Genomic DNA, 6,057 nt, shown 5'->3' on the forward strand with positions numbered 1-6,057 from the left:
AATGCGCTCCTTGGTTAGCGGAACAGGCGATATTCGTTACACAGCACCAGCTGCGCAGGTTCGTCTTCTTCAATGTCGTTATAGCGGGCGATCGGTTGCAAAAAGTGGTTATCGTGGTCGTCGTCATTAACAGACGAAACCTCGCCGACCAGCACGTCGCCAAAACCTTTTTCCGCCCAGAAGCTGTGATACAGGCCCGGCGGCAGGCAGATGCTTTCACCCGGCGTCAGGCGCAACTGACTGCCTGCCGCATGGGTTTGCCGACAGCCGTCAATCACCACGCTTACGTCGGTCTGCTCCGTTTGCTCCGTTTGCTCCCGGATCCCCGCATTCCACAGTTCCACTATTAAATTGCCGCCGCCGCGATTGATAATGTCTTCGCGTTTGCGCCAGTGAAAATGCATCGGCGTGACCTGCGCATCGCGAACATGCATGATTTTCTCGGCGTAGCATTTCTCGTAAGGCATGCCTTTTGGCGAGCCATTACGCAGGGTGAACAGCGTTAAGCCTTGCGCGGCGAAATTGTTTCCGCCAAACGCAGTGACATCCCAACCGAGTTTGAGGTCGAAAACTTCGCTCCAGGCAGCGGCATCAAGCTTGCGCCATTGGGTCGGCGGGAAACTGGCAAAAGGGGGGAGGTGCACGTCGTGCTGAGAGAAAAACTGGCGCGTGTGGCCAAGGATCTCGTTTATTGCGGAGCGTTTCATTGATTCTCCTGTGGCTGATAAGATGACCTTTATGCGGCCCTCTCTCAAAGGGAGAGGGAGAAAACCAAAATCTTTCCTTAGGAACACATGGGCATAATCCAGTTACCTCTCCCCTCACAGCAGAATAGGGAATAGTTATATTTTATTGTGTTTTTTTATGGAAGGATGTGATTTATTCAATAAAATAATAAATAAAAAGGCTGTTTTTATAAATGTTATTAAAAATCATTGCCTTAATACTTGTTTTTTTAGTCGCGCCTCAGTTTTTGGAACCATTTGGATGTGATTATTGGATTGTTGCCTTACGATGAAAAAACGAATGCTGGGCTATATAAACCGTTTTGTTAGAAAATGATGTCATTGAATCTAAATTCGCGCCAGTTAATCGTTTATTTATATGTAAGGATTATATTACACGTTTAACTAATAATAATTATTTCACTTTCCAGATTTGTTTCCAGTAAAAAAATAACCCTTTTTTTATTATTGTTGATATGCTGGCTGGACTTTATTTCTTATGTATTACTTTCTTTTGGTAAGGGATGCGATAATGAAAAAAGGTTCAGGGTTCTATAATCTGGAAGGTATAGTTTCAGAGGAGAGTATAAATAAGTATTTATTCTCTGTTAGGGACGAGGGTAAGTTAGGGTTGCTGGATGTTGAAACAATTGAAGGTCATGAAAATTTAAGTAAACCATACAGTTATAAAATCACATTCACATCAAAACAAAAAAACATCCCTCCTGACTCACTTCTTAACATTGAAGGCTCGCTGAAAATCAGAGCACCTAATCATAACTGGAATAAATATATTCAAGGTTCTGAGAAGTGGCTATATGAACGGCAAATTGAAGGCGTCATTACGTCATTTTCGCTTATTAGCACATCAGCGGATGAGTCACTGTACGAAATCAGGTTAGAGCATAAGCTGGCATTACTCTCACGACGCAAGCGTTCGGCTATTTACCTGAACATAAATGTGCCGAAACTGGTCACGCAGATCCTCAAAGAACATGCTTTTGCCGATTATGAAATCGACTTTGATAATCTTGTTTGTATCTATCCCAACCGGGAAATGATTGTTCAGTGGGAGGAGTCAGATTTAGCGTTTATCAGCCGCATCCTGTCAGAAGTTGGGATCTGGTTCAGGATCGCAAATCATCATGCTGTTTCGCACATTATGGTGGTTATTTTCAGTGATTCACAATGCCAATACCTCTTTGATCAAAAGATTATGCACTCATCCCATGCCGGGCTGACATCAAATGAGTATTCGATCGATCAGCTGGTATCAAAGCACAACGTTGCCTCCGCTGGCGTTAAAGTGAAGAACTTTGATTACAGGCTGGCAAACTCGCAGATGCTAAACGCTGACGCCGATGTGTCTGCGGAAAGGGCTACGGCATATGGCACAGAGTATCGCTATGCGGATATCCATCATCAGCCGGGATCGCAATTTGCCGAGGCGCAGCCAGGCGAGTCCAGCTGGTTTTACGCCAAACTGCATCACGAAATTATTCTTAATAATCAATCCATTTTAACCGGTGTGACCACCAGTCCGTCGATCGTGCCGGGGATGGTGCTGGAAATTGACGGCGCCATTCCACATGCCTTCGCCTCTGGATTTGTGGTAACGGCAATGCAGGTGACGGGGAGGCGCGATGCAGCGCTCCAGTCCCGGCTTATCGGTATTCCCTACAGCCAGAACGTTTGTTTTCGACCTCAGCCGCTACCCCGGCCACGTATTGCAGGTACTGTTCCCGCGATCGTTTCATCACCAATAGACAATGACCAATATGCTCATATCGATGTGCAGGGTCGCTATTGGGTGAAGTTTGATTTTGACCTCGACCAGCACAGGCAAGGTTATGAAAGCATGCCCGTTCGTCTGGCGCGGGTTTATGCCGGTGATACTTATGGTCATCACTTTCCGTTAATCCAGGGCACAGAGGTCGCCATTGCGTTTGAAGGCGGCGATCCGGAAAGACCTTTTATTGCGCACGCCCTGCATCATGCTCCAAAGCCTGACCCCGTCACCAGCCGCAATAATACCCGCAATGTCATCCGCACTGCGGGTTTTAATAAGCTGCGGATGGAGGATCGGCGCGGGCAGGAACACGTCAAACTGAGTACCGAGTACGGTAAAACGCAGTTGAATATGGGCCATCTTGTTGATGCTGGTGGTAAACCGCGCGGCGAAGGCGCAGAACTGCGCACCGATGACCGCGCGGTCCTGAGGGCGGCAAAGGGGATATTACTCACGACCGAGGCGCAGCCAAAAGCCCAGGGCAAGCAGCTTGATATGAGCGCAGTGGTTCAGCAGCTTCAGGCCGCGCTTACGCTGGCAACGTCGCTTCAGCAAAGTGCGCTGACGGCGCAGGCGTTAAATGTCGAAATGGGGCCGCAGCAGCAGCTTAACGCCGCGCTTGAACAGCTTACCCGTTCGGGACTGGTGGCCTACGCCGATCACGGTATGGCCCTGCTGACACCACAAACGATGGCATTATCAGCAGACAAAGATTTGTCGCTAAACGCCGCCAGCAACGGCAGTTTTAACGTCTTTAAAAAACTCTCAATGGCCGTTGGACAGGGCCTGTCACTTTTCAGCAGAGCTATCGGAATCAAAATCATCGCCGCAAAAGATGATATTTCCGTCCAGGCGCAGCGCGGGGAAATGGGCCTGCTTTCTGATAAGCATTTTCATATTCAGAGTATGAACGGCAACGTAACCATCAGCGCCAGGAAGAATATCCAGCTTTTGTGCGGTGGTGGCGGTATCAGAATAAATGAAGACGGCTCTGTAAAAATATTCTCTCCCGCAAAAGTGCAGTTGAAAGGCACCTCTCTTGACTGGAGCGGACCGGAGTCGGCGAAAGATAAAACCCCTGTCTTTCAGGAGGAGCAGTTTCATCGCCGCATTAAATTACATGGCTCTGGCAACCCAGACGATGTTCTGAAGAATACAAAATTCAGACTGACTAAGGCATCAGGCGAAACCATTGAAGGCGTCACTGACGATGAAGGAATGACGCCGTTATTGGATATGACTGAAATGGACGAAATGAAAATGGAGATTTTGCCAAATGAGTAACAGTCCCTTTAATCCGCGGGTGGTGGCGACAGGTGTACAGGGCGTGCCTAAATCAACGGGCGGAAAAATGGCTGTCTGTGACGTGCCCGTTAAGTATTCCATGCCCTGTATTGTGATCCTTGTGCACGGCGTCAACGATGTGGGTGAGGCCTATCAGAATCAGGAGCAGGGTATTATCGCTGGCCTGAATGAGCGTATGGGCCGCACGGATATGTATCCGCATGAATGGCAGCAGTACAAAATGGATATGGGCGATGGCGAGCAGCAGAATGTAAAAATGCCCGGACGCAGCCCGGTAATTCCATTTTATTGGGGGTATAAACCCGTCGATCATGCGACATATATAGAAGACCAGCGGCGTTATCGCGAAGAACGGGCTAAATCAGGAGACGCCGCAAAACTGCCTTACAACGCCTATCAGGAAGATGACCACGCAAAGCTGGAAAAGTTGGGGCATATTCCCCAAACCACCTTGAAATATCAGAATGATAATTTCGGCAACGTGCTGGACGATGTGTACGCCAAAGGCGGTGGTACCTTTGCCAATGCGACAACCACTATTCCGGATATGCTAGGCCCTGGATCCGGCGGTCCTGCGAACGCTACGGCAGGATTTGCTTCATTTCATCTGAATGCTGGGGATTTTACGCACCCTATTTATGATAACCCGCACCGTATTTATCAGTTTTTTGCCGCGCAGCGGCTGGCTGATTTAATCCTGATGATTCGAAGAGAACCGGCAACAAAATTCGATCCCATTAATATCATTGCGCACTCCCAGGGAACGATAATTACCATGCTGGCCAATATGCTGGTAAAAGCAACAGGTGCCGATCCCGCCGATTGCGTGATTCTCAACCATTCTCCCTACGCACTGGAAAAAACGGCTGCTGAAAGTATGACGCCCGGACATCACCAGACGGATCGCGCCCGGCAGCAGACGTTCCGCAATTTCTGCCAGTTGATGGCGACCAACGCCAGATATGGCAAGGGGGAATATCACACGCAGGCCGAGATCGATAAATTAGAAGGCGCGCTGTGCCTGAGTAAAACCAATTCACAGTGGCGGCAGAATAAACTCTATACGCGTAATAACTTTGGCAAGGTATATAACTATTTTTGCCCCAATGACAGTGTAGTTTCATTACTTAACGTCCAGGGGTTGGGCTGGCGGGGAGTCCCCCACGACATTGCCAGCGGCATAAATAATCTGCGCCAGCGGGTTTTCTGCGAAAATGGTCCTGAAATAGGCGGCAGCCCACTGAGCGTGCCTTTTGAAATGCCGGCGTTAAAAAAGGATTGTTTTGATCAGGATACGCTGGCGACCAGACAATATACATTTGCGGATGTTGTTGTGAATGGGGAGCAGCTCCCCGTCACCTTCAGACACCAGTTACAGGGTGCGGGAAGTCAGTATAAATATTCGATAGCGCCGGGTTCACCCGATCAGGACATCTCATTTTCTGCAAAAGCCACGGTTATTGCGCGCACTGAGACAGATTTCAAAAATCTCAGCGGCGCAGGTTTCGATTATTTACAGCCGGGCCAGGAATTAACGCCCACTGAACTTGCGATGTTCTCCAGAAAATATGGTAAGCGATATACCAAAGGCGTTGTTCTGGGCGGGGGATACAATAAGACCGTTCAGTTGATTTATGAAAAAACGCCGGATGAGCTGCAAAAAGAATGGCTGCAATCAGAGCAGGTTGGTTACAGCCAGCATTCCTCTATCGTTATGTCGAAAGATGCCCCCGTAAAAGCGATGGCCTTCGATCTGGCGGTGGGAATATGCAGGGCATTTGATCACCGCTGCGGAGAATTCTGGACCGAGCTACTCCTGCGCGGAGACTGGCGTATGAAGCGTAATGGTTTTCAGGATACAGTTAATTATTATAACTCGGGGGTATTGAATAAAGCAGATACAAAAGAACATATGAATAGACCGGATGATATTTTACCGACAGGCGAGTTTGGCGTGGTTAACGAATATTGTCATTCAACAACGGTTAAACCTGCCAGACACAATGAAATATACAATACCGAGACTCCCAATCTGCAATGGGATATGCCTAAGCCGCTTAACGTTTAAGGATAAATTATGAAACTGGGAAATACGGTAGGAATAATAATCGGAGCAGTTTTACTATGCGCTATCACTGCCTGTACAAAAAAAATACCCTCACAGGTAATTTACCGGTTTGATGATAATCGCTACCTGGAGTTGATCGGTTATGATTGTGAAGGATATGTTGTTTACCA

Annotated in this window: 4 protein-coding genes; 3 read left to right on the top strand and 1 reads right to left on the bottom strand. The window is 48.0% G+C overall.

What is annotated here, in order from left to right; genetic code table 11:
• Positions 1 to 14: 14 nt before the first annotated feature.
• A complete protein-coding gene (locus tag OGY18_RS25385; protein WP_286554747.1) occupies positions 15 to 707 on the bottom strand; it encodes a D-lyxose/D-mannose isomerase in 693 nt (230 codons plus the stop codon).
• Between the two features lie 550 nt (positions 708 to 1,257).
• On the opposite strand from OGY18_RS25385, the gene OGY18_RS25390 reads away from it, so the two are divergent.
• The 3 genes from OGY18_RS25390 to OGY18_RS27595 form a co-directional block, all read left to right on the top strand.
• Positions 1,258 to 3,798 (top strand): type VI secretion system Vgr family protein, encoded by a 2,541-nt coding sequence (locus tag OGY18_RS25390; protein WP_286554749.1) that lies wholly within the window; start codon positions 1,258 to 1,260, stop codon positions 3,796 to 3,798.
• Positions 3,791 to 5,887: a T6SS effector phospholipase Tle3 domain-containing protein gene (locus OGY18_RS25395; protein ID WP_286554751.1), complete on the top strand. Its 2,097-nt coding sequence runs from the start codon at positions 3,791 to 3,793 to the stop codon at positions 5,885 to 5,887. The genes OGY18_RS25390 and OGY18_RS25395 overlap by 8 nt, the downstream gene beginning before the upstream one ends.
• Positions 5,888 to 5,896: 9 nt before the next feature.
• Positions 5,897 to 6,057 (top strand): T6SS immunity protein Tli3 family protein (locus OGY18_RS27595; protein ID WP_502873487.1); only part of this gene is annotated, 161 nt, incomplete at its 3' end.

Origin of the sequence: Citrobacter sp. Cpo142, from assembly GCF_030332425.1 — a bacterium.
Classification (GTDB): Bacteria; Pseudomonadota; Gammaproteobacteria; order Enterobacterales; family Enterobacteriaceae; genus Citrobacter; species Citrobacter portucalensis.